Raw genomic sequence first — 22813 nt, 5'->3', positions numbered from 1 at the left:
CAGAATCTGTTGTTGATAGTTGAATAAATAGCGTGAAGGTGGAATATTAATGGATTTAACTGCAAAATAAACAGGAAAGCTTAATTATGCTCAGCTCTCCTGTTTATTTATATATTAAGCTATTTTAATTATTCTACCACAGGTTCCAATAAGTGAATTTTACCCTCTTTAAAATTTACTTCTACATTGGCACCAATTGGGAGAGTTATCCTTGGATATGAGTGCCCGGATTGAAAATTAATTAAAGTAGGTTTTTTTAAACTCAATATTCTATCTTCTAATATTTCATCTAAAGTTAAACTGCGTTCATAATGTGGAAGCTGGCAATTTTTAAATTGACCCATAATAAAACCCCTGCATTTTTGCAGATCCCCGCTTAATGTAAGTTGAGTAAGCATTCTGTCAATTCTATAAGGCTCTTCACCTATGTCCTCTATAAATAATATTTTATCTTTGGTATTTACAGCATAAGGTGTACCAAGTAGGCTGCATATTAATGAAAGGTTACCACCTATTAATTTCCCACTGGCATATTCTCCATTGAAATAATTTGTAGGTATATTTTCAGGATTTTCTATGGTAAGAGGAGTGTAACCTGACATTAAAGTATCCAAAAAACTTTTTAATGTAAAATCATCAAAATCAGTATTGCACATGGGGGAATGGAAAGTAGTAATATCACATCTCTGGAATATGCTATTTAACAAGGTGGTTATATCACTAAAACCTGCGAATATCTTAGGATTTTTCTCTATGACATTAAAATCTATGAGATCTAGAAGCCGCATGGTACCATAGCCGCCTCGTGTGCACAATATCATGTCTACTTCCTGATCCAGAAACATATCCATTAGATCCTTGACTCTATCAATATCTTTTCCTGCCAGATATCCCCATTTATCATATATGTGTTTCCCTTCTTTTATTTTAAAACCAAGGCCGTTTAAAAGTTCAATGCTTTTTTTTGTTTTTTCAGGTTTTTGGGCACCTGAAGGAGATATAAGACCTATGGTATCTCCCTTTCTTAACCTTTTTCCAAGCAAATTATCACATCCTAAAATTAAAATAAATCTCTTTTTTTTAAAAATATTATACAGATCACACAAATTAAAGCTGTTATTGCATATATAGCCCAAAAGGCATTTTTATATTGAGCAAAAGGTATGCCGGGTACATTCATTCCAAAAGAACCAAATATTATATTGGGAATAGCCATAACTATGGTTATAGAAGCTAAAAACTTCATCACTATATTTAAATTGTTGGATATGAGAGAGGCGAACGCATCCATGGTACCAGTTAAAACATTGCTGTAGATATTTGTCATTTCTATTGCCTGCTTATTTTCAATAATGACATCCTCCAAAATATCCTGATCCTCAGGATACTTTTTTAAAATTTCTAATTTTAGCATTTTTTCCAGAGTTATTTCATTTGCTTTTAAAGATGTGGAAAAGTAAACCAGGGATTTTTCCAATGATAAAAGTTGGACAAATTCTTTATTTTTCATAGACTTATGAAGCTTTTTTTCTATCATAACACTTTTTTTATCTATCTGCCTTAAATAAAGTAAATAATAACTTGCTATTCTATAAAGTATTTGCAAGATAAATCTGGAACGTTTAAAGGTATAAAAGGATTTGACTTTCCCATCTATAAAGTCTGTAAGAATTTTGCTGTTTTTCAAACATACTGTTATTAAGTTAGATTCAGTATGGATAATTGCCAGAGGATATGAATCGTATGTTAAGGAGTTAACCTCCATTTCTGTAAAAGGTATATCAACTATTACCAGAAGATTATCATCCTCACTGTCTATACGAGATGTTTCTTCTTCATCAAGAGCAGCTTTCAAAAAATCTAAAGAAACACCGGATTTTTTTGATATTAAAAGTAAGTCTTCGTCTGAAGGTGCTACAATGTTAATCCAGCAGCCATGTTCTATAGTGTCCAGGGATTGCAGCTTGTTTGATATATCCATGGTTTTGTAAATTGAAATCATATGACATCCTCCTTGTAAAAATTAGCTTGAGTAAATGGATTAATCTATTATTAAGACTATTTATATTATAACTTATAAAATATAATTTTGAATACATTATCATAATAATCCATAATAATAAAATAATAAAAATTTAATTTATTTATGTGGACAAAACAAATTTAGAGGTGAAATTGAATATTATATATTATAAAGAAAAAAAAGAAACAATAAGAATTGAATATTATATACATTAAAAGGTAAGAATGTAAATAGCAAAAGTTACTTTACTAATTCATAAATAGGACTTGCTAGGAGGATATGGATGAAAAAAAAATATTGTATCATATGTGGAAAGCCTTTAAGTAATGGTATAATAATATATGGCAGGGGAATTTGCCCCCGCTGTGAAGAGAGATTAATAAATTTGGAAAATAATTTGGATTTTTACGAATACTATAGAAAGAAAATAAAAAAGACTATAGTACATTATATAATAAGAGGAGAGACAATGAATTGCCAGAATTACCACTTTTAGAAGGAGTCTTAAAATATATTGAGGAAAATAATATATTATTTTGTATGCCCGGGCATAAGAATGGAAAGGGGTTTTATAATACTTCCATAGGAAGGAAATTTGTAAATAACATTTTGAAATTTGATATTACAGAAGTAGATGGGGTAGACAATCTTCATAATCAAAAGGGTATAATATTAGATGCAAGCAAGCATCTTAGAGATTTTTACGGAAGCAAAAAATCTTATTTCTTAGTTAATGGCAGCACCTCTGGGAATATGATAATGCTATTTAGCAGTTTTAATGAGGGCGATAAGATTTTGGTAGAGAGAAATTGCCATAATTCTATATTTAATAGTATAATTATGAGGAAGTTAAAACCTGTATATTTAAAAAATATTATAAGTAAAAGATTAAATGCTCCTATTTCTATAGATTTGGAGCATTTTTTACAAGTTTTAAAAGAAAATACAGATGCAAAGGGCATTGTAGTTACATATCCTAATTATTATGGCATATGTAGTAATTTGAAATTTATAATGCAAGAGGCTAAAAAATATAATATGAAGGTATTGGTAGATTGTGCTCATGGATCTCATTTTGGAGTTCATCCAGATTTGCCGGAAAGTGCAGTAAAGCTTGGAGCGGATATGATAGTTACAAGTGCTCATAAAACTTTATCAAGTTTAACTCAAAGTGCATATTTACATGTTAATAATGACAGGGATATTGATAAAGCAGATTTTTATTTTGATGTGTTTTCAAGCACCAGCCCCTCTTATATAGCACTTTGTTCTATGGACTATGCCAGATTTTATTTAGAGAAATATGGATATGGGGATTATGGGGAACTTATTAAAAGAAATCAGTATTATAGGAATAGAATAAATTCTATAAGTGGATTGAGCATAATTGGTAAAGAGGATATAGTAAAATTTAATAGGAGTCGTATTAGAGAGAAAAATATGGTGGCAAGTGCTTGGAATATAGATTTAACCAGATATATTATAAACTTAGATAAAAATTACAGCGGCGATTTGTTATTAAAGTATTTGAGAAAATCAGGAATACAATGTGAAATGAGTGATGGCTCTAATGTAATACTTATTTTTTCACCTTTTAATAATCAGGAGGAATATGAAGCATTATATAATACATTGAGAAATTGTAATTTGAAACGTCTTGAATATAAGAGATCAAATATAATCGAGTACGAAATACCTGAAATTAAAATGATGCCCTATGAAGCTGCAAATGCAGAAAAACAGATTGTAGATTTGCAGGATTCCCTGGGGAAAGTAAGCGGGGTAAATATTATACCTTATCCTCCGGGAGTGCCCATATTGTTAATAGGAGAATTAATAAATAAAGATATTCTAGAGACTATTGGATATTATTCCAAAAGTGGAGTGGATTTAATGGGAGTAAAAGATAATAAGATAAAAGTTATCAAGTGATTTTTAGGTGGGATGGATTTTATTTATGTGGAATGTTTTTTACACCACACCTTATTAACAGTATTCTTAGTGTCTTTAGTACTTAGAATAGGTTATCCTTTAGGGGAAGAATTTATCCAGAGTCGTGCATTATAATATTTTCAATTTAAAAAAGTGCAGATGTTAATTAATGTTAGCTATGGCATAAAAAATATATTGGGGGAAATCAAATGAGATCATTAAAAGGAAAACTTATAGTTATAGAAGGATGTGATGGAAGTGGTAAAGCTACACAGACAAAAATGCTTTATGAGAGGCTTCTAAGTGAAAAATATAATGTAAGGAAAGTGGAATATCCCAATTATTCCAGTCAATCTTCAGCATTGGTAAAGATGTATTTGAATGGGGACTTTGGAAAGGATCCTGAAGATGTGAATGCCTATGTAGCTTCTACTTTTTACGGAGTGGATAGATTTGCATCCTATAAGATGGATTGGAAAGAATTCTATGAACAAGGTGGAATAATATTGGCGGATAGGTATACTACAGCTAATATGATACATCAGGCTTCCAAAATTGATGATATTAAAGAAAAAAATAAGTTTTTAGAGTGGCTGTGGGATTTTGAATTCAACATATTTGGCCTTCCAGTACCGGATTGTGTAATATTTTTGGATATGTCCCCTGAATACAGCAGGCAGCTTGTAATTGACAGGAAAAATAAATTTACAGGAAATTCTCAAAAAGATATACATGAAAGTGATTATCCGTATTTGGTTAAGTCATATGAAAATGCATTGTATATCGCACATAAATATAACTGGAATAAAGTATCCTGTGTGCAGGATAAAAAGATAAAAAGCAGGTATGAAATTCATGGAGATATATATTTTACGGTAAAAAAGGTACTGAAATCAAATATATGAGAAGATTAGGAATATACTAAAATTAAGGTAGTTCATGTTCTGAAGTTATATAAGGTAATAAAAAATTATGTTATAATTATTATATTAATTTAAGAATAAATGACTTTAAATAAAAATAAGTGAGAAGGAGTGATACCCTTATGAAATTAATTATAGCTATTGTTCAAGATGATGATGCTGGTGATTTATTGGAGAATCTTACAGAAGCTGGATTTGGGGTTACTAAACTTGCAACTACAGGAGGTTTTTTAAAAGCAGGCAATACCACTTTAATGATAGGTGTTGAAGAAAAAAATGTAGGAGAAGTAATAAATCATATAGAGGAAGTGTGTAAAACTAGAAAGCAGGTAATAACAACTCCTTCATCTGTTGCTAGTTCTACGGGTGTATATATGCCATATCCTGTTGAGGTGGAAGTTGGAGGGGCTAATATATTCGTAGTAGATGTAGATAAATTTGTAAGGGTTTAATAGGAGGAATATTTAGTGGGCTTTTATAAAATAATAGGCCATCAGGGTATAAAGCTCCAGATAGCGAATTCCATAAAGTTAAATAGATTCTCACATGCCCATATTTTAGTGGGGGAAAATGGCATAGGTAAAAGCATGATTGCCAAAGAAATGGCCATGAAGGTGTTGGGCAAAAGTGAATTTAAACAATATGTGGATATAGTTGAATTTAAGGTATCTAAAGGTAAGAAATCTATTGGAATAGAAGAAGTAAAAAATATAATTGAAGAAACAAATAAAAAACCTTATGAATGTGATAAAAAGGTAATAATATTATATAATTCTGATAAGATGACGGAAGCGGCTCAGAATGCACTGCTGAAAACCATAGAGGAACCACCCTCGGGAAGCTTTATGGTACTTTTATGTGAAAAGTTAGATGGTATTTTGGACACAATAAAATCAAGATGTCAGATATATAAGTTCAACAGGTTAAGTCAGAGAGAGATGTTTGTATTTTTAAAAAATAGGTTTCCAGATTTACCTAAAGAACAGGTAAGGTCTGTTTTAGCCTTTAGTGATGGAATACCAGGAAGAGCTGAAAAGTTTATTTCGGATTCTTTTCTGAGCGAAATGAGAAATACTGTTATAAGTTTGCTTAGAGGATTGAATGATAGCGACTTAAATTCTTCATTTAAAATTTCCACTTATCTACTTAACATGAAAGATCAATGGCCGGAAGTACTTACCTGTGTTTTATCATATATACGTGATGTACTTATATACAAGGAAACAGGTAGTGAAGAATTAATTATAAATACGGATAAATTTGAAGATATAAAGATTATAGGAGAGATGTTTTCATTTAATAAATTAAATGATATCATTAATATTGTTAAGGATACTAGGGAAAAACTAGAGAGGAATGTGAGCCCGGCTTTAGTTTTTGACTCTATGTTGGTGAAAATGCAGGAGGTATAAATGAGATATGGTAATGGTAGTAGGTGTACGTTTTAAAAAAGCAGGTAAAATATATTATTTTTCACCGGATAATTTAAATATACAAGAGGGAAATAGTGTAATAGTGGAAACGGCCAGGGGGATAGAATTTGGTAACTGTGTTATAAAACCCAAGAATATAGATGAAAGTGATATAGTTCCACCGCTTAAAAATGTTTTAAGAATAGCTACAGAAGAAGATGTAAAAAAGCATGATGAGAACAAAAGAAAAGAAAAAGAGGCTTTTGAAATATGTATAGAGAAAATACAGCAGCATAAGTTGAAAATGAAACTTATAGATGTGGAATATACATTTGACAATAATAAAGTAATATTTTATTTTACTGCAGATGGCAGAGTTGATTTTAGGGAATTGGTAAAAGATCTTGCCTCAATATTTAGAACCAGAATAGAACTTAGACAGATAGGGGTGAGAGATGAAGCCAAGATGATAGGTGGGTTGGGACCTTGTGGCAGGACTATGTGTTGTGCTACCTTTTTGGGGGATTTTGTACCTGTTTCTATAAAGATGGCAAAAGAACAGAACTTATCTTTAAACCCTACTAAAATATCGGGAATATGCGGAAGACTTATGTGTTGTTTAAATTATGAGCAGGACACTTATGAAAAAATAAGGCAAAGGCTGCCTAAGAGAGGGTCTATTGTGAGTACGGTCTATGGAAATGGGGAAGTTATGAGTAATTCTGTAGTTAAAGAAAGTGTTAAGGTAAAAATAAAAAGTGAAGACGGCGAAGATGTATTAAAGGAAATACCTATAGATAAAATGGAAGTAATTTCTGGAGGATTTGAAGGCAGTATAAATGAGGATGAAATAGAGATTGATGCAGAAAACGAAGATCCGAATGTAATCAAACAGCTGTTTAAGGAAGATTAGGGAGGTAGCATATGAAATCTGTATTTAAAATTTTTGATATGCGTACTGCTGAGGATATTAATAAAATAAGGTGTAGTATTTGTAATAATGAAGGAATAATTGCTTTCCAGATAAATAAAGAAAAGAATGAAGTAAGTATAATATATGATAATTATTTTGTAACAAAAGATGAAATAATTGAATGTCTTGAAGATATGGGGTATACGGTATTTTAAAATTGTCTTTAAAAGTACAGGTAAATATGATAAAATATCAAGGGATAGGATAAATAATATGTGAGATCATAAGGAGGTGTTACGTAAATGGCATATAAAATTACAGATGCTTGTGTAAGTTGTGGATCATGTGCTTCAGAATGCCCAGTTGATGCTATAAGTCAGGGAGATACTCAATTTGTAATAGATGCAGATACCTGTATAGAGTGTGGAAACTGTGCAAACGTTTGTCCAGTAGGAGCACCAGTTCAAGAAGATTAATATTAAAAAGACTACCCGGAGTTATGGTAGTCTTTTTAAATTGGACAAGTAACTTAATGGGTCTGGAGATGAACTGCTATGTTTAGTTATGTTAAAAAATTAACACAACTAAAACGGTTTTATATCCAGGATAATATTATATTAGCATTAAAGAGTCGAAAATTTTATACGAATATTTATATATACATGACAAATGCAAACTAAAACGGGAATCAAATTAACTAGATGGAGGAGAGAAAATGGATATATCTGTTATTGTATTTTTGTTTTTTGGGATAACTTCTGCAGTACTTGGTTACATCCTTGAAGGAGGACAAGCAGGTGGACTTATAGGTGCAACAGCGGCAATAATAGTTTTTGGAGGAACAATAGGTGCTACAGGACTATCATTTCCAATGGATGTATTAAAAAGAATTCCTAAAATTTTCAAGGTTCTTTTTAGTCCCAGAAAGACAGATTTACCAAATTTAATTTCATATTTTAAAGATGTATCCTATAAGACAAGAAAGAATGGACTTTTGAGCTTGGAAACAGAAATATCAAATGATCCTAATTTGGATCCTTTTATAAAAAAAGGCCTCCAGCTTGTAGTGGATGGAGTGGATCCCCAAGCTGTGAGAAGTATATTGGAATTAGAGCTTGAATCTACATCTGAAAGGCACAGAGAGGGTGCAGATGTATTTGAGAGCGCGGGAGGATATGCACCTACCATGGGTATTGTAGGTACGGTTATGGGACTGGTTCATGTTCTGGGAAACTTGGAGGATAGTTCTACATTGGGGCCTAAAATAGCAGTAGCATTTTTAGCCACCTTATATGGTATTGGATCCGCAAATTTTTTATGGCTGCCTATAGGAAATAGATTAAAACAGGCTGATGAAAGGGAGGTAAAGGAAAAGACTCTTATTATTGAGGGAATACTTTATATTCAAGAGGGAATAAATCCAAATACAATAGCGGAAAAATTAAAAAGTTTTTTGGATAAAAACGAATTGCAAAGATATGAGTCAATGGATGGGAAGGCTGAGATATGAAGAAAAAACCAGAGAAAAAACCGGATGGATTAAGGTGGATGCTGACTTATTCTGACCTTATAACACTTCTTATGATATTCTTTATTGTTATGTATTCTATGAGTCAGGTGGATCAGAGTAAATACAAGCAGCTTTCTGAATCTCTTAGTGTAGCTATGGGTGGTGGAAAGACTATAATAGGTCAGGAAAATAGTCCTAGTATTAAAGAAGATGTGCAGAAAATAGATACTCCAGATTCAACTGAAGATGAAGAAAAAAAATTATCGGAGTTAAAGGTACAGTTAGATAAATACCTAAAGGATAATGGCATGAGTAAAGATGTGTCTACTACTGTAGATGAAAGAGGACTTGTGGTAAGTATGAACGATACGTTATTATTTGACACAGGTAAGGCAGATATAAGACCTGAGTTTCAGCAGGAGCTTATGGAAATGGGCAAGATTTTAAATCAGCTGGGAAATTATATTAGAATAGAGGGACATACAGATAATGTTCCTATTAGTAATAGTGAGTATTCTTCTAATTGGAAATTGTCCTGTGATAGAGCGTCTAATGTTACTGAATTTTTTGTAGCTAGAGCTGGGATTCAGCCACAAAAGCTTTCAGCAATTGGATATGGTGAATACAGGCCTATTGCAGATAACTCCAGTGAGGCAGGAAAAGCTAAAAATAGAAGAGTGGATATAATCATATTGAACAGTAAATTTAATGCAGTTGAAGATAATAGTTCAGATGCCGGGTCTTCTCAGAATCAGAAGGCTACAAAAGGGCAGTTAGCAAAATAAAACAAAGTTTACTATTCCCTGGAATGTTTATCTGGGGATTTTTTGTATTTATACTGTAAGTGCCATTTTAGCATGCATTTATTAAACATGGAGCTCAGCTTAATTGACAAAGGCTTATATTTAAACCATAATTATAGATAGCAGGGGATCTTCAGGTATGGTAGAGGTTAATCATTTGAGAAGTGATTTTTATAACGCACCTTAGAAGAACTTATCTAGGGGTTATGTAAATTGAACATTATGTGAGTTAAAAGCGGGGTATTGAGATGAATAATGATTTTTTGGAAAAAGATGAGACTTTAGATGATTTACAATTAAAGGGACTATATGTAATTCAAAAAAAGGATGCTTTTAGATTTGGGGTTGATGCAGTTTTACTTGCTAATTTTGCCACTATAAAAAGAAACACAAAAGTAATGGATTTATGCAGTGGTACTGGTATAATTCCTTTTATACTGGTGGGAAAAACTTCTGCCGGTAAAATAACTGGAATAGAAATCCAGAGTGATATGGTAGATATGGCCAATAGATCTGCACAATTAAATAATGTGCAGGGAAAGGTGGAATTTATTCATAAGGATTTGAGGGATCTTAAGTATTTAAAAACCATGTCAAAGGTTGATGTGGTCACGGTGAATCCTCCATATAAATTGAAAAATTCCGGAATTATAAATCTAAAAAGTAAGGATGCTATTGCCAGACATGAGATTTGCTGTGATTTGGAAGATGTCATAAAGGCCGCTAAAACTGTCTTGAAGGATAACGGGAAAATTTATATGATTCATAGACCGGACAGATTTGCAGATATTATATGTACTTTGAGGCAGTATAAAATTGAGCCCAAATTTGTAAGAATGGTTCATCCAAGCGTAAACAAAGCTCCAAATATGGTGCTTATAGAAGGACAAAATAATGGAGGGCATTTTTTAAAGTGGGGTACGCCTGTATATGTGCATCAGTTGGACGGAAATTATACAGATGAAATCAATAAAATATATGGAAAATGTAAAAAGGAAGTGACAAGTGATGGGAAAGCTTTTTTTAGTGGCAACCCCTATAGGTAATTTGCAGGATATAACTTTACGTGCATTAAAAGTGCTTAGGGATGTGGATTTAATAGCTGCTGAAGATACAAGGCGGAGCTTGAAGTTATTAAATCATTTTAATATAAAGAAACCGCTTGTAAGTTACCATAAATATAATGAGAATGAAAAAGGCAGAGATTTAATTAAAAAACTGGAAGATGGAAATGACATAGCTTTGATAAGTGATGCTGGAACCCCCGGCATATCGGATCCGGGAAGTGTTATGGTACGTAATTGCATAGAATACGGAATAGATTTTGAAGTGCTTCCTGGAGCTACTGCGGTGACTACAGCTTTGGTTTATTCTGGCCTGAATACTTCAAGGTTTATCTTTATTGGCTTTTTACCCAGGGATATTAAAAGTAAAAAGAGTGTTTTAGAGGATATAGCTGAGAGAAGAGAAACGTTGATATTTTATGAAGCTCCCCATAGATTGTTAAATACTTTGAAAACCTTAAATACCATTTTAGGCAATAGGCATACAGCTATTTGCAGAGAACTTACTAAGATTCATGAGGAAATATTCAGATCCACTTTGGAAGAGGTAACGAATTACTATGAGAATAGAGATATAAAGGGAGAATTTGTTGTTATAGTAGAGGGCAAAAGTGAAGAACAATTCTTAATGGAAAAAAGAGAAAAGTGGATAAGATTATCTGTAGAAGAACATATAAAAATGTATATGGATGAAGGATTAAGTAAAAAGGAATCTGTGAAAAAAGTAGCTAAAGATAGAAATGTTTCCAAATCCGACATATATAGGCATTCAATTAGTTTGTAATAATTCAATATAATGCCAGTATAACAATGAACTCCATTTTCATATTATCAATAGAATCAGCTAAAAATAATTAAATTATCAATAAATTCCCGGGTTTTATTGAAAAATTCTAATATTTCCAAGGAAAATTTGTCATAGGCGTTGAGATGTCCTATGGTTTAATGCTATAATAAACATATGCCATTTTTTAAATTTAAGATTATACTTTTAAAAGTATTTTTTTAAATTTATTTAATTTAGGAATCCAAATCTATGATTTGGAGGGGGTAATTTAATATTATATTAGGAGGTAGATAAATTGAATAGAAAAACCTTATCTGTTGCAATTGCTTTAACATTGGCATTATCAACAGGGACAAGCGTTTTTGCAGCACCAAGTAGTTCCAGTTCATTAGCTCAAGTTAAACAGCAAAAACAAGGTCTGGAAATTAAAGTTGAAAAGTTGAATGATCAAATAGTACAAGTTATGCAGCAAATTGACAACAACAAAAAAGACATTAGCAAAGTTTCTGATAATATAAAAAACACGCAGACAAATATAGAATCAACTGAAAAGGATATTAAAAGCCAGCAGGAATTATTTAATCAAAGAGTAAAGGCTATGTACATAAATGGTATGAATAGTTATCTGGGAGTAATATTAAATGCTGATAATTTAAATGACTTTATATCTAGATTGGATAACGTAACAAAAGTGATGGGTTTTGATAAAGGAGTTATATCGGATTTGTCAGATAAGAAAGAAGAATTATCTAATCAAAAGGAAAAATTGAATAATGATAATAATAAGCTTTTGGCATTAAAATCTGACAATGAAAAAAAGTTGTCCAAGCTTAGTAGCGATAAGGATAGTCAGACGGCTCTTATAACATCTTTGGATGCCAAAGAAAAGGAACTTGCAGTAGCTGATACGGAAACTTCAAAAGTAATTGCGTCAGCAGCGAATAATGTTCAGCAGATTAGAAATGCAGCACCAAGAATTACCGGATCTAGTCAAAGTGTTTCAAGAGGCGGTGATGCATCAGTATCATCAAGTGCAGTAGTAGCATATGCCTCTAATTTTTTAGGTGTTCCATATGTTTGGGGAGGAACTTCTCCATCAGGTTTTGATTGTTCAGGATTAGTTCAATATGTATATGCACATTTTGGAATTAATCTCCCAAGGACTTCACAAGAGCAGCAAAATGTTGGAACAGCAGTATCCAGAAGTGAACTTCAACCTGGAGACCTAGTATTTTTTGGCTCACCGGCATATCATGTAGGAATATATGTAGGTGGAGGATCTTTTATAAATGCACCTAAAACTGGAGATGTTGTAAAAATAGCAAGTTTAGATAATAGATCAGACTTCAGCGGTGGAAGAAGAGTTAAGTAATTAATAAAATAAACATATAAACATATTTAAATAAGAATATACATACATAGTTAAATTTGAGTTGTTGTACAAGGTTTAGCTATGTCTTTTTTTTGTATTTGTGATTATATATGGAAATATGAATGTTATTATAAAGTAAATAACCAAAAAAGACCGATACAAAACTTTCATATCGGTCTTTTTAATCAAGTGATCTTTAGATTCAGTGGAACTTTCCAATAAGAAATGTTCTTTATAACGAATCTAATAAGAACTTATTCATGGTTTGCCTATTATACACCACTTTATGAAGCTGATGATATAAGCAGTTTCAACCATTAGATGAACATTATTTACCTTCTCTTAATTCATTTAGACATTTTTTACAGATATTTTTACCCCTGTAATTTACTACATCTCTTGCATCGCCACAGAAAATACATGCTGGTTCATATTTTTTTAGTATGATTTGCTCGCCATCAACATATATTTCCAAGGCATCCTTTTCAGCAATGTCTAAAGTTCTCCTTAATTCTATAGGAATTACAATTCTTCCTAGCTCGTCTACTCTTCGAACAACACCTGTAGATTTCATTTGCGTTCTCCTCCTTTAATTCCATAATTCGACATAACCACAATTAAATAATAGCAAAAATTACATTAAAAGTCAATGCATTTTCATAAAATATTTTACAAATTTCTTATGAAATTCCATCTAAAGTTAATATACTACCAAAATATACAAAAGTCAATAATAATTAAAATGAAGGCTTTCTTAATATATATTATAAAAAACAGGCTAAATATAAAGGTTTATGCATAAAATTAGTAATGAGATTAAATAGAAAGCCTTCATTTTCAAAAATTATTATAACTAAAGTCATAACTAAGATTTATAAATAAAATAGTAATTAAATGGGTAATAAGATATTATATGTCGAAATTATTATATACGTTTAGTTGAATATATTCTTTCACGGTAATTTAAATATAAAGGCAGCACATATATTGAGGTAATTTATTTATATAGTCTTTATTGGTGATTTATTTATGAAAATAAAATATTTTATATGATAAAATGATATAGGAGCAGGTGATTAATTTGAATTATGTAAGAAAGTTTATCTATGATTTAAAAAGAGCAGTAAATGATATGGAATTAGAAGTTTATCTAGTAGGAGGATATATAAGGGATAAATTAATGAATATAAAGTCAGAGCCCAAAGATGCAGACTTTGTAATTGACGGGGATATTCGTAAAGTTATAAAAGAACTTGAAAGAAAAGGATACAGGTTCTTCCCCATAAGGGAGGATGAAGGTATATATAGATGTATGTTGGATGAAAATACCATAGACATATCATCTATGAAGGGAAAGTCTATTGAGGAAGATTTAAAATCCAGAGATTATACTGTAAATGCCATAGCTATGAAAATTATCTATAATAAAGTGATAGATCCGTTTTACGGAAGGAGAGCGTTAAAAAGCAGGATACTTAAAAGCGTAACTGATAAAAGTCTGGAAGAGGATCCCGTTAGAATATTGAGAGGTATCAGATTTTATATAAGCTGCGGGATGCATTTTAACCTGGAAACGGAAAAACAGATTGAAAAAATATGCTCTACAATAATGGATTCACCAGTGGAAAGAGTTTCTAGAGAACTGATGCTTATAATAAAAAATGATCATATGGGAATAGCTTTTGAAACCTTAGATAATTATGGAATATTAAAAAATATAATCCCCTATATAGATGAATTAAAAACAATAGGAAAATGTAAATATCATAGGGAGGATGTATTTACCCATATGAATCTCACCTATGGTATATTTAAAGACATTTTAAGTGGCAAGATGAAATTAGAGGGCTTGGATTTGAATATATTCAATCATAAGTTAGGGGAGTTTAAACTACAGGAATACTTAAGCCTAGCTTGCTTTTTACATGATATAGGCAAATATGAGGCTTATAAAAGAGAAAATAATAGAATAAGTTTTCATGGTCATGATATAAAGGGAGCAAATATATGCAGAAATTTTTGTAATAATATGAGGTTTCCAAAAAGAGCAGAAAAGTATATAGAAAATATAGTGAAAGGACATATGTACCCATTGGGATTATTTAAAAATAAAGCTGTGGATAATAAAAAGGCCTTTTATAAGTTCTTTTACAAATATGACGGGTATGTAGTTGAGATACTCACTACTGCATTTTGTGATAATTATGCTACTAGAATGGATCTTGATAGACAAAATGAAAAGGTAAGATTTAAAATGTTTATTGAAGGTATTTTAAAGGAATATAAATTATACTGTGATATGAGTGAACATAAGCTTTTAAACGGAAGAGACATTGTGAAGCTTTCGGGGAAACAGGGTTCTGATATAAAGGTTGCCCTTGAAGACATTCATAGACTCAGGTATTTAGGAAAAATAGGCACCAGGGAAGAGGCAATTAATTATCTAAAATTACAATCATTTTAGAACACATTTATATGTATATTAACAGCATAAGTTATCCACGGTGTGGATAACTTATGTTTAATCTTCTGTAAGTATAACAATATCAATATATAACTTATCCACAGAAAATGTGTATAAAGTGGTGGCTTCTGTGGACAAGTATTTAAAAGCATAAAAGAAATTTGTGATTTCAGCACAATTATTGGTCTACACTTTGAAATGTAGAAACTATAAAATCAAATTCCTCGGCATTGGAAATTTCTCCATAGCTGTCTTCAGAAATTCCAGGATAATAGTATAGTATAAATTTTTCTTTAGACAATATATTTTGGATTATTATATATTTATTGTCCAATTTTATATCCTGCAATGTGGAAAGAACAATATACCTGTTATTTTCCCCGGTTCTATCATTAACAAGATTAATTGAAAAATTACTATGTTTTGTCACATTTATTTTTACCTTATCACAATATACAATTCTAGAGTCAATTTTACATCCCAGGCAGCTGTCGAATTTACAATCGGCAGTACAGCTTAGACATTCACAATCAGCACATTTTTCAAGCTGTGACAGAGATTCTAAGTGGTCATTTTTATAAGACTCCAATAAGGAAATATACTTATCTCCCTTTAACTTTTTCAAAAATTTTTTTGTATTGAGTTCACTTTCAGCAGATTCTATTAATTCTATATATTTTTTCAAAGTTGATATTTTAGTATTATATTTTCTTGCAGCTAAAATTTTTTTATCTAAAAAGGGAGAAATATTATCTATTGCATAGCTTATATTTACAAATATTTTTCCGTATTTATCCTTCTCCAGTTTTATAAACTGGTGGACTTTATCCATGATATCACCTAATTTTGTTTATATTTTTTTAATTCTTCATCAATATCAACTTCATCTAATTTTTCAAATTCTTTTTCCAAGGTATCTTCTTCTTTTAAATCTCCAAGTCCTTCAGCTAAAGCTTCTTTCTTTTGAATTTTTCTTTCAATATCATCCATGTTTATTTTATTGTTTCCTGTATCCACATTAGACATTATTTCATTTATTTTTTTGCTGGCTTCAGCATTATTAAATCTTGCAGCAGCTTCATCTCTATATACTCTGGTTTTTCGGATTTCCTCTTCTAATTCTTTTAATTTGGCTTTTACCGATTCAGCTTTTTCATAGGCATCCTTATAACTTGCTTCAAGGGACTTATAATTGTTATCAGCCTCTAATTTCCTAGTCAGAGCCTTTTTAGCTAATTCTTCATTTCCTTTGTTTAGGGCAAGTTTTACTTTTCCATCAAATTCAGCAGATATTCTTTTTGATTCTTCCATCTTTTTTTCAATCTCGTGTACATTGCCTAATATCTGTGCTGAGGATAATTTAGCCTTGTTTAAGCTGTCCTCCATATCCCTCAGCTTTTGATCAAGTAGTTCAATAGGGTGTTCCAGTTCATCTAGAGTGTCATTTACCTTTGCTCTAAAAATATTAGATATTCTTTTTAATACTCCCATAAAAATCCTCCTTAAATTATCTTTTCCTTTTAAATTTATTTATCCTGTTAATGATAAATATTAATATTAGTATTAGTATTACAAATTTAGCAAACCCCCAAAAGAAGGTTGATAAAAGACTGTTATTCCCGTAATACCCTGCGTTATGTCCCCAGGGTATGGGAATTGGTATGGGAAAAAAAGATCTCTTGCTGCCGCTGTTATAATTTCCCTCAGGTTGAGAAGTGCTGCTGCTAGCTTTGCTATTGCTAGATTTTGAAGAAGAATTAGGTGCATTGGAAAAACTTCCTGATTTAAAATCTCCACTAGAGCTGTTACCATTGGACCCTTTTTGAAAGGTGGATTTAGGTGAAGAAAAGCTGCCTGATTTAAAACTGCCTCCAGAAGATTTTGGGCTGCTGCTGTGTGAGATAAAACTTCCGGATTTAAATCCACTAAAACTTGAACTTCTGGCATAAACTATATTGGAGTTATTGTTCGCAATCAAGTTAGTTGATTGGGTTTTAAAAATACCTATTGATAAAAACAAAAAGGTAAGTAATAGTGATATAATAAAATATTTTTTATTACGTTTGATTTTAGGCACCTCCTTTAAAACCTTATCTCTTTTATATGGTAACATAATATTTATCCAAAGGCCATATTGCTAATATCCCATTTTTTCAAAGTGTCATTAAACACTGCTGTGCCCCTGGATTGTTTCTTCTAAGGTCTGGTATTGAATCCATTCTTTGCAGAAAAGTTTCGCTAAACCTAATAAGTACCTGATATTTAGTGGACATTAAAAACAGATTATTTTTATATTATTTATTATATAGTATTTAATAACTTATAACAAGTAGTAAATTAACTTATTTTAAACCATCTAATAGGATTTACCTGTAAAAATATAATATTATTATATTTTTTATAAATGTTTAGTTTGTAAACAGTATGTATATGCCATATAATATTAATATGAATTAAGTTTAAAATAAAAGTTTTGATTTAGCACATAAGCATGTTAGTTAGGAGGCTGTAAAGAGTGGATGAGCACAATTTTGAAATGGAATATATAAATAAAATAGCAAAAAATATATCAACTAATACCATAATACCATATGAAGACTTGCCAAGGTATGATTTGTTTTTATCTCAAGTTATAGATTATCTGAATGATAAATTCCAGGAAGAAAACTATACGAATAACATAGTGCAAAATTATATTAAAAATGAAGTTATATCTAAACCGGAGGATGGTAAAAAAAGAGGATACACGAAAGTTCATTTAACTCAACTTATTTTATTGAGCTATATGAGACCCATATTGACTACGGAGGAAATAAAAAAGGTATTTGCGCTGGCGTTTAATGAAATAAACAATGGTGAGGATGATATAATATCCTGGGAAAATGCATATAAGATATTTTCTGATCTGCAAAAAAATAGTCTTGAGGATTTAATGGAAAAGGAATACTTTAATGAAAAAAGATTTCAGAATATAATGAAAGATATGAACTTGAAGGTTAAAGATAAGGAAGAAGAAAGAATAATGGTATTTTTCGTGGTTATGTCTTTAATCTGCCAAGCAAGTGCAATTAAAAAGTTAGTTCAAAATATAGTTAACAGTTATGAGGATAAATAGGAACTTTAAGTTCCTATTTATTATGTATTAAATAATCTTATTTAACAGACATATGCTTTGAACAGCTATACCTTCTTCCTTTCCTGTAAATCCAAGTCCTTCTTCGGTAGTGGCCTTCACACTTATTGCGGATATATTTATATTCAGGGTTCTGGCTATATTTGCTCTCATATCTTCTATGTAGGGAGATAGTTTGGGTTTTTCAGCTATTATAGTGGAATCTATGTTTTCTATAGCATATTTATTGTCTTTAATTAAATTTGATACTTTGGATAATAATTTAAGGCTGGATATGTTCTTGTATCTTTTGTCATTGTCCGGAAAAAATTTACCGATATCACCTAGGCACGAGGCACCTAATAGGCTGTCCATTATTGCATGAATGAGCACGTCAGCGTCGGAGTGACCAAGCAGTCCCTTGTCAAAGGGGATGAGTACACCTCCTAATACGAGATGTCTATTATAAACTAATTTATGAACATCATAGCCAAGTCCAATTCTCATAATCAATCCTCCTAGATTTTTATTCCATGACTGTCATTGTCAATGTTCCACTTCTTCAAGGTGTCATTAAGCAATGCTACATCCCTGGATAGAATACTCTAAAATGTAGTGGAAAAAATATTCTTTATGGGTAAACTCCATCTCATCTAAGAATAACTTCATTATATTTTATCACATATAATAAAAAGGTGCATGTATTTAGCACCTTAAGATATATCCCTGGAATAATAGATTATTTTTTTATTGTTCTTATCTTTTGCTTTATCTGTTTTGGAGGTTTTATTTGCAGAGCTAAATAATTTTGATAAAGAAAATTTTACTGAAGAAAAAAATGACATGTTCTTTTTCTTGTTATTTTTTGAAAAATTTACTTTGATAACGTTATCTTTCATAGAATAGCCCCACCTTTCATGAAAAAGTTTCTTTATTATTATAATATCATAAAAGTAAAGAAATGTTAAGAAAATTGTGAAGAATATTTTTCAATGAATTTTTGCCTTTTGTAGTAACAGTATAAAAATTAAGGGGATAATAAATCCCCTTAATTTTGTGAGATAAAAGGTATATTACTTTGTATTGGGAAATGTTAACTGTAATCTGTGAGCTTTGTAATTGTGTGGGTATTAATATTATATGGAAATTGTTTTAATTTGGTTACTGTAATTTTAAAAGTATGCACATGTTGTCCACAAAACTGTGGATAATGTGTATATATAATAAGGAATTTATAATAAAATGTAAGAAATATAATAAATTTACTATAGATAATATGATGAAGATAAAATAATAACAGGTTATTAACATAAAATCTGTTGATAATGTGTATAACTAAAATTTTTGTTTTATTAATTATATATATATATTATAATAAATGGTAGGATATATATAATATTGAATTATCAGATATGCAGGTTTTATTCTAAAATATGATTACAATCCACAGAATCAATAATATGTAAGGAAAATGATAAAATGGCACATAAGAATATAAAAATTTTAATTAAGGTATCTTTAATATTTTTGATTGTAATTATCATTTATGGTGTTTATAGGGCCAAGAGTTCTCATACCATCTACAAGGGAAAAGATGATAATAAAATAAGTCTTAAATTTAACGACGCTAAAAAAGAAAATATAAAAAAGAATGATAATCAACAGAAGACAGTTAAAGATAGAAAATTTACAGGGGGAGATTTAAAATACAATTCGAAATCTATTCCAATTTTATATTATCATTCAATAGATTATGAAAAGGGAAATGAATTAAGGGTTCCAAAAGAAAAGTTCAGAGAAGAAATGCAATATTTAAAAGAAAATGGGTACACTACCCTTACTATGAATGAGTTTTATGATTTTTTAGTTTATAATAAGCCTGTGCCCAATAAATCTGTAGTTATAACCTTTGATGATGGTTATAAGGATAATTATGAAAATGCTTTTCCCATATTAAAAGAATTTGGTTTCAAGGCCACCATATTTATAATTACAAGTACTATAGACAATGAAAAAGGTTTTTTAACCTCCAGCCAGTTAAAAGAAATGCAGGACTATGGTATAGACATTGAAAGTCATACAGTAAATCATGATAAATTGGATAAGTTAACTTATGATAAACAGCTGGAGACATTAAAAAACTCTAAAGATTTCTTGGAAAAATTGTTACATAAAAAGGTTAATTATATTGCATATCCATATGGGGAATGGAATCAGGATACTGTAAGGGCTACAAAAGCTGCTGGATATAATTTAGCTTTTACTACAGTAGCAGGATGGGCTCATAAAGATGAAGGATTATATGCATTGGACAGAGTATATATAAGTTCCAACCATGGAATGGATGAATTTCAAAGACGTCTGACAAATGTAAATTATGAAAATACAGGTCAATAGGGGAGGTGCCATTATAAATATTTAAAATAATTTACACGAATTTTAATATAAATATATGAATGGGGGAATTTTGTTGAAGAGAAATATAAAAGCTTTTATTATGACAGCATTTTGCATGTTCATGATTTTTCAATTTAAGGTATCTGCGGATTCACAAATAGAAGCTCCTAGAATAAATATTGATACAAACAAAGAATGGACTGTTAAATTCAATACTGATTTGGATCCAAGCACAGTTAACGATGGAAATATAACTGTTACGGATTCGAAAAATAATAAAGTGCCTGTGGCTGTGAGCATAGGAAGTAATGGAAGTACTGTTTTGATAAGTCCTGAAGTATCTGGGTATGCTCCTGGTGAAAAATATTATGTGACAATAGGACAAAATGTTGAATCAATGTCAGGGAAAAGATTATCAAATCCTTTAAAGATGGAATTTACTACAACTAACAGTTATTCAGATGGTACAAGCTATTCAGAGCTTCCAAATATAGTTTCTGATGATTTTGAATTTACTCCTCTTTTGTCATCTGAAAAACAGGGGTTTTATATGAAAAGTGACAGTACATCGGATGTACAATACAGAATTTTTGTAAATGGGCAGTATGATAAAGCCGATGATTATACAGAGCTGACGGATGGATATACCAGCCCTGACAATAATGGTAAAATATCCTCTCTCAAAACCTTAAGTGGAAGTACTAATGGACAAAAATATAAAGTTGTAATCTATATAAAAAGAACAGGAATTAAAGGAGCTCATAGTGATGTGAACACTGATTATGACAATTATACTGTGGATTATTTCAGATGTGTGGACAGTGTGGATAATGAAAATGATGAATACATAAACTATAATGTGTCATTGAATGATATGGTTAATACACAATTGAATATTTCTGATAAAGCTGTATTCGTAGAAACCGATGTTATGAACAATGCAGCTTCAAAAAATCTGATAAAATACTATTCAAACCCTAATAATTTTCTTGACGGCTATGGTAAATATCAATTTTTAAAACTTACATACTCAGATGATGCCACAGCAGATAGTTTAAATAATCTTTTACTTGGCAAAGGAATTCTGGAAGATAAAGGACAAGCATTTCTGGATGCAGCCAAAGCTAATAATATAAATGTATATTATCTTGTTTCACATGCTATGCTGGAGACTGCAAACGGGACTTCGGTTTTGGCAAATGGCGGAGCTAAAAATGATGATGGAACTTATTTATATGATGTTCCGGTATATAATTTTTTTGGAATAAATGCAGTGGATAATAGTTCTGTTTTAAGTGGTACCAGAGCAGCTTATGAAAACGGATGGACAACTCCAGAAGCTGCTATTTCAGGAGGAGCAAAGTGGATATCAGGTAATTATATAAATGGTGTTGAAGCTGGACAAGATACTCTTTACAACATGAGATGGAATCCTGAAGAACCTGGACAACATCAGTATGCCACGGATGTATCCTGGGCTTTTAAACAAATATCAGATATAATTAAAGGAATTCAAAATATGGCATCAGACAATAGCTTGAATTTGGAGTTTGAAATACCTAGGTTTAAAGAATAGTATTGGGATATAAAATAAGTGGAACAGTGTTGAAATAAAAAAATTTATTTCGATACTGTTCTTTTATTTCTAGAAAATAACCTGGATTTATAAGTCAGATACAAGGAAATTTAAGTAAGATATTCTGAATTAATTTAATATGTTTTTTATATTTGCTGTGTCTGCTATATCCTCATCCTCTATGAAAGGAGCACAAAACTGAAATGTCTTTTCATGGCCGCATTCCGAGCAAATGCAGTCACATATGTCATAGGGAATTCCATTAACTACAGCTATATCTGAATCTTTAGCTAGGTAGTCTCCACCACATATTTCACAGGGAGTATCATTTATAACTGAGTATTCACTTTCTATATATTTCATCATATCTTTAATGGTCATTATTAACCTCCAATAAAAAAATTATCATAGTATAAATGGTAACACTCCTAAGAGGTATTTTCAATAGCAGCAAAAGACTTTTAAATGCCAGATACAGGGTCACAAACTTGTACTAATAAATAGGCTTATATGCAGGGTATATAT

The 22813-nt window shown here is 30.8% G+C and carries 26 protein-coding genes; 17 read left to right on the top strand and 9 right to left on the bottom strand.

Features of this window, described 5'->3' with window-relative positions; translation table 11 throughout:
* Positions 1–128: 128 nt before the first annotated feature.
* Both ACYUJ6_RS16285 and ACYUJ6_RS16280 read right to left on the bottom strand, forming a co-directional pair.
* Positions 129–1043, bottom strand: coding sequence for a S66 peptidase family protein (locus tag ACYUJ6_RS16285; protein WP_461843742.1), 915 nt, complete (start codon positions 1041–1043; stop codon positions 129–131).
* A gap of 17 nt (positions 1044–1060) precedes the next feature.
* On the bottom strand, positions 1061–2002 hold the full coding sequence (locus ACYUJ6_RS16280; protein ID WP_461843741.1) for a magnesium transporter CorA family protein: 942 nt from the start codon (positions 2000–2002) through the stop codon (positions 1061–1063).
* A gap of 304 nt (positions 2003–2306) precedes the next feature.
* Here ACYUJ6_RS16280 and ACYUJ6_RS16275 point away from each other — a divergent pair, with 304 nt between their 5' ends.
* From ACYUJ6_RS16275 to ACYUJ6_RS16215, 13 genes are all read left to right on the top strand, one after another.
* Positions 2307–2519, top strand: a complete 213-nt coding sequence (locus tag ACYUJ6_RS16275; protein WP_461843740.1) for a sigma factor G inhibitor Gin — start codon at positions 2307–2309, stop codon at positions 2517–2519.
* Positions 2498–3955, top strand: a complete 1458-nt coding sequence (locus ACYUJ6_RS16270; RefSeq protein ID WP_461843739.1) for an aminotransferase class I/II-fold pyridoxal phosphate-dependent enzyme — start codon at positions 2498–2500, stop codon at positions 3953–3955. The genes ACYUJ6_RS16275 and ACYUJ6_RS16270 overlap by 22 nt, the downstream gene beginning before the upstream one ends.
* A 209-nt stretch (positions 3956–4164) precedes the next feature.
* Entirely contained in the window at positions 4165–4860 is a 696-nt protein-coding gene (locus tag ACYUJ6_RS16265) for a dTMP kinase (RefSeq protein WP_461843738.1), read from the top strand.
* Positions 4861–5000: 140 nt separating this feature from the next.
* Entirely contained in the window at positions 5001–5330 is a 330-nt protein-coding gene (locus ACYUJ6_RS16260) for a cyclic-di-AMP receptor (protein WP_461843737.1), read from the top strand.
* A gap of 15 nt (positions 5331–5345) precedes the next feature.
* Positions 5346–6290 carry a DNA polymerase III subunit delta' gene (locus tag ACYUJ6_RS16255; protein WP_461843736.1) on the top strand — a complete coding sequence of 315 codons (945 nt, stop codon included), beginning with the start codon at positions 5346–5348 and terminating at the stop codon, positions 6288–6290.
* A 7-nt stretch (positions 6291–6297) separates the two neighbouring features.
* Entirely contained in the window at positions 6298–7203 is a 906-nt protein-coding gene (locus ACYUJ6_RS16250) for a PSP1 domain-containing protein (RefSeq protein ID WP_461843735.1), read from the top strand.
* A gap of 11 nt (positions 7204–7214) precedes the next feature.
* On the top strand, positions 7215–7418 hold the full coding sequence (locus ACYUJ6_RS16245) for a ferredoxin (RefSeq protein WP_461843734.1): 204 nt from the start codon (positions 7215–7217) through the stop codon (positions 7416–7418).
* Positions 7419–7505: 87 nt separating this feature from the next.
* A complete protein-coding gene (locus ACYUJ6_RS16240; RefSeq protein ID WP_106010910.1) occupies positions 7506–7679 on the top strand; it encodes a DUF362 domain-containing protein in 174 nt (57 codons plus the stop codon).
* Between the two features lie 239 nt (positions 7680–7918).
* Complete coding sequence (locus tag ACYUJ6_RS16235; protein ID WP_461843733.1) at positions 7919–8713, top strand: flagellar motor protein; 795 nt, start codon at positions 7919–7921, stop codon at positions 8711–8713.
* Entirely contained in the window at positions 8710–9498 is a 789-nt protein-coding gene (locus ACYUJ6_RS16230) for an OmpA/MotB family protein (protein ID WP_461843732.1), read from the top strand. Before ACYUJ6_RS16235 ends, ACYUJ6_RS16230 begins: the two co-directional genes overlap by 4 nt.
* A 266-nt stretch (positions 9499–9764) precedes the next feature.
* Positions 9765–10562: a tRNA1(Val) (adenine(37)-N6)-methyltransferase gene (locus ACYUJ6_RS16225; protein ID WP_461843731.1), complete on the top strand. Its 798-nt coding sequence runs from the start codon at positions 9765–9767 to the stop codon at positions 10560–10562.
* A complete protein-coding gene (gene rsmI / locus ACYUJ6_RS16220) occupies positions 10525–11364 on the top strand; it encodes a 16S rRNA (cytidine(1402)-2'-O)-methyltransferase (protein ID WP_461843730.1) in 840 nt (279 codons plus the stop codon). Before ACYUJ6_RS16225 ends, rsmI begins: the two co-directional genes overlap by 38 nt.
* Before the next feature lie 298 nt (positions 11365–11662).
* The gene (locus ACYUJ6_RS16215) at positions 11663–12739 is read left to right on the top strand and encodes a C40 family peptidase (RefSeq protein ID WP_461843729.1); all 1077 of its coding nucleotides are present in this window, start codon (positions 11663–11665) and stop codon (positions 12737–12739) included.
* Between the two features lie 328 nt (positions 12740–13067).
* Here ACYUJ6_RS16215 and ACYUJ6_RS16210 read toward each other — a convergent pair whose 3' ends face one another.
* Positions 13068–13313 carry an AbrB/MazE/SpoVT family DNA-binding domain-containing protein gene (locus ACYUJ6_RS16210; RefSeq protein WP_150358710.1) on the bottom strand — a complete coding sequence of 82 codons (246 nt, stop codon included), beginning with the start codon at positions 13311–13313 and terminating at the stop codon, positions 13068–13070.
* A gap of 498 nt (positions 13314–13811) precedes the next feature.
* Between ACYUJ6_RS16210 and ACYUJ6_RS16205 the strand changes: the two genes are divergently transcribed.
* Complete coding sequence (locus ACYUJ6_RS16205; protein WP_461843728.1) at positions 13812–15203, top strand: HDIG domain-containing metalloprotein; 1392 nt, start codon at positions 13812–13814, stop codon at positions 15201–15203.
* A 178-nt stretch (positions 15204–15381) separates the two neighbouring features.
* Here ACYUJ6_RS16205 and ACYUJ6_RS16200 read toward each other — a convergent pair whose 3' ends face one another.
* The 3 genes from ACYUJ6_RS16200 to ACYUJ6_RS16190 form a co-directional block, all read right to left on the bottom strand.
* Positions 15382–16035, bottom strand: a complete 654-nt coding sequence (locus tag ACYUJ6_RS16200) for a DUF1292 domain-containing protein (protein ID WP_461843727.1) — start codon at positions 16033–16035, stop codon at positions 15382–15384.
* Between the two features lie 8 nt (positions 16036–16043).
* Entirely contained in the window at positions 16044–16694 is a 651-nt protein-coding gene (locus ACYUJ6_RS16195) for a PspA/IM30 family protein (RefSeq protein ID WP_461843726.1), read from the bottom strand.
* 78 nt (positions 16695–16772) lie between these two features.
* Positions 16773–17129: a hypothetical protein gene (locus ACYUJ6_RS16190; RefSeq protein WP_461843725.1), complete on the bottom strand. Its 357-nt coding sequence runs from the start codon at positions 17127–17129 to the stop codon at positions 16773–16775.
* 610 nt (positions 17130–17739) lie between these two features.
* On the opposite strand from ACYUJ6_RS16190, the gene ACYUJ6_RS16185 reads away from it, so the two are divergent.
* Positions 17740–18318, top strand: coding sequence for a DUF1836 domain-containing protein (locus ACYUJ6_RS16185; RefSeq protein WP_461845528.1), 579 nt, complete (start codon positions 17740–17742; stop codon positions 18316–18318).
* Between the two features lie 27 nt (positions 18319–18345).
* Here ACYUJ6_RS16185 and ispF read toward each other — a convergent pair whose 3' ends face one another.
* Both ispF and ACYUJ6_RS16175 read right to left on the bottom strand, forming a co-directional pair.
* Entirely contained in the window at positions 18346–18822 is a 477-nt protein-coding gene (gene ispF, locus ACYUJ6_RS16180) for a 2-C-methyl-D-erythritol 2,4-cyclodiphosphate synthase (protein ID WP_461843724.1), read from the bottom strand.
* 206 nt (positions 18823–19028) lie between these two features.
* A complete protein-coding gene (locus tag ACYUJ6_RS16175) occupies positions 19029–19214 on the bottom strand; it encodes a hypothetical protein (RefSeq protein WP_461843722.1) in 186 nt (61 codons plus the stop codon).
* Between the two features lie 580 nt (positions 19215–19794).
* Here ACYUJ6_RS16175 and ACYUJ6_RS16170 point away from each other — a divergent pair.
* Entirely contained in the window at positions 19795–20712 is a 918-nt protein-coding gene (locus ACYUJ6_RS16170) for a polysaccharide deacetylase family protein (RefSeq protein ID WP_461843721.1), read from the top strand.
* A gap of 73 nt (positions 20713–20785) precedes the next feature.
* Positions 20786–22288: an Ig-like domain-containing protein gene (locus ACYUJ6_RS16165; protein ID WP_461843720.1), complete on the top strand. Its 1503-nt coding sequence runs from the start codon at positions 20786–20788 to the stop codon at positions 22286–22288.
* A 129-nt stretch (positions 22289–22417) separates the two neighbouring features.
* On the opposite strand, the gene ACYUJ6_RS16160 is transcribed toward ACYUJ6_RS16165, so the two are convergent.
* The gene (locus ACYUJ6_RS16160; protein ID WP_461843719.1) at positions 22418–22669 is read right to left on the bottom strand and encodes a metal-binding protein; all 252 of its coding nucleotides are present in this window, start codon (positions 22667–22669) and stop codon (positions 22418–22420) included.
* Positions 22670–22813 lie beyond the last annotated feature (144 nt).

Source organism: Clostridium sp. JNZ X4-2, from assembly GCF_054889485.1.
This window is presented reverse-complemented; position numbering and strand designations above follow the sequence as displayed.

What these genes read in the sequence shown, in the direction of transcription:
- ACYUJ6_RS16185 (WP_461845528.1), top strand. Translation starts at nt 17,740, where the DNA reads ATGGAATATATAAATAAAATAGCAAAAAATATATCAACTAATACCATA.
- ACYUJ6_RS16160 (WP_461843719.1), bottom strand. Translation starts at nt 22,669, where the DNA reads ATGACCATTAAAGATATGATGAAATATATAGAAAGTGAATACTCAGTT.
- ACYUJ6_RS16225 (WP_461843731.1), top strand. Translation starts at nt 9,765, where the DNA reads ATGAATAATGATTTTTTGGAAAAAGATGAGACTTTAGATGATTTACAA.
- ACYUJ6_RS16265 (WP_461843738.1), top strand. Translation starts at nt 4,165, where the DNA reads ATGAGATCATTAAAAGGAAAACTTATAGTTATAGAAGGATGTGATGGA.
- ACYUJ6_RS16195 (WP_461843726.1), bottom strand. Translation starts at nt 16,694, where the DNA reads ATGGGAGTATTAAAAAGAATATCTAATATTTTTAGAGCAAAGGTAAAT.
- ACYUJ6_RS16230 (WP_461843732.1), top strand. Translation starts at nt 8,710, where the DNA reads ATGAAGAAAAAACCAGAGAAAAAACCGGATGGATTAAGGTGGATGCTG.
- ACYUJ6_RS16175 (WP_461843722.1), bottom strand. Translation starts at nt 19,214, where the DNA reads ATGAAAGATAACGTTATCAAAGTAAATTTTTCAAAAAATAACAAGAAA.
- ACYUJ6_RS16240 (WP_106010910.1), top strand. Translation starts at nt 7,506, where the DNA reads ATGGCATATAAAATTACAGATGCTTGTGTAAGTTGTGGATCATGTGCT.
- ACYUJ6_RS16170 (WP_461843721.1), top strand. Translation starts at nt 19,795, where the DNA reads ATGGCACATAAGAATATAAAAATTTTAATTAAGGTATCTTTAATATTT.
- ACYUJ6_RS16210 (WP_150358710.1), bottom strand. Translation starts at nt 13,313, where the DNA reads ATGAAATCTACAGGTGTTGTTCGAAGAGTAGACGAGCTAGGAAGAATT.
- ACYUJ6_RS16235 (WP_461843733.1), top strand. Translation starts at nt 7,919, where the DNA reads ATGGATATATCTGTTATTGTATTTTTGTTTTTTGGGATAACTTCTGCA.
- ACYUJ6_RS16275 (WP_461843740.1), top strand. Translation starts at nt 2,307, where the DNA reads ATGAAAAAAAAATATTGTATCATATGTGGAAAGCCTTTAAGTAATGGT.
- ACYUJ6_RS16245 (WP_461843734.1), top strand. Translation starts at nt 7,215, where the DNA reads ATGAAATCTGTATTTAAAATTTTTGATATGCGTACTGCTGAGGATATT.
- ACYUJ6_RS16200 (WP_461843727.1), bottom strand. Translation starts at nt 16,035, where the DNA reads ATGGATAAAGTCCACCAGTTTATAAAACTGGAGAAGGATAAATACGGA.
- ispF (WP_461843724.1), bottom strand. Translation starts at nt 18,822, where the DNA reads ATGAGAATTGGACTTGGCTATGATGTTCATAAATTAGTTTATAATAGA.
- ACYUJ6_RS16280 (WP_461843741.1), bottom strand. Translation starts at nt 2,002, where the DNA reads ATGATTTCAATTTACAAAACCATGGATATATCAAACAAGCTGCAATCC.
- rsmI (WP_461843730.1), top strand. Translation starts at nt 10,525, where the DNA reads ATGGGAAAGCTTTTTTTAGTGGCAACCCCTATAGGTAATTTGCAGGAT.
- ACYUJ6_RS16250 (WP_461843735.1), top strand. Translation starts at nt 6,298, where the DNA reads ATGGTAATGGTAGTAGGTGTACGTTTTAAAAAAGCAGGTAAAATATAT.
- ACYUJ6_RS16260 (WP_461843737.1), top strand. Translation starts at nt 5,001, where the DNA reads ATGAAATTAATTATAGCTATTGTTCAAGATGATGATGCTGGTGATTTA.